General features: G+C 46.5%; 1 pseudogene. It reads right to left on the reverse strand.

The window, feature by feature from the left end:
• Positions 1 to 519: pseudogene (locus R7Q09_RS27005) on the reverse strand (arsenical-resistance protein); the annotation flags it as partial.
• Between the last annotated feature and the right edge of the window lie 74 nt (positions 520 to 593).

Here is a 593-nt window from a genome sequence, read left to right on the forward strand (position 1 = left end):
TGGAAGTACGGTGATAAAGAGCCAAGCCATAACGCTGTAAGTCAGAATTTGAAATGCGCTATTTAATGCCACTAAGGCCGCGCCATATTCTTTGTTGCCGCCGCCAATATCATTCCACACTAAAACCATAGCGATGCAGCGTGCAAGGCCAATCAAAATAATGCCAACCATGTAACCCGGATGATCACCAAGGAAGGTTAAGGCAAGAACGAACATCAGGATTGGACCGACGATCCAGTTCATAACCAGAGACAGCGTGATGGCCTTTTTATCTCTCGTTACCGTTCCCAATAGACCGTAGTTCACCTTGGCGAGTGGTGGGTACATCATCAAAATCAAACCAATGGCGAGCGGTACGTTCGTACTACCAACGGACATTGCTTCGTTCCATTCTGCTACTTGCGGGTAGACTGCGCCTATCCCCACGCCGATGGCCATTGCGACAAAAATCCAGACCGTTAAGTAGCGGTCAAGAAAGCTCATTTTTTCACTGGCACTATTTAAAACTTCAGTCGTCATAGTGGTCTCTATTCGTTTATCGTCGAAAGGCGATGTATTAAGTTATAGTTTATCTTTGCGCACGTGGAAAGCGC

The organism is Vibrio sp. 2130-1 (assembly GCF_033339515.1).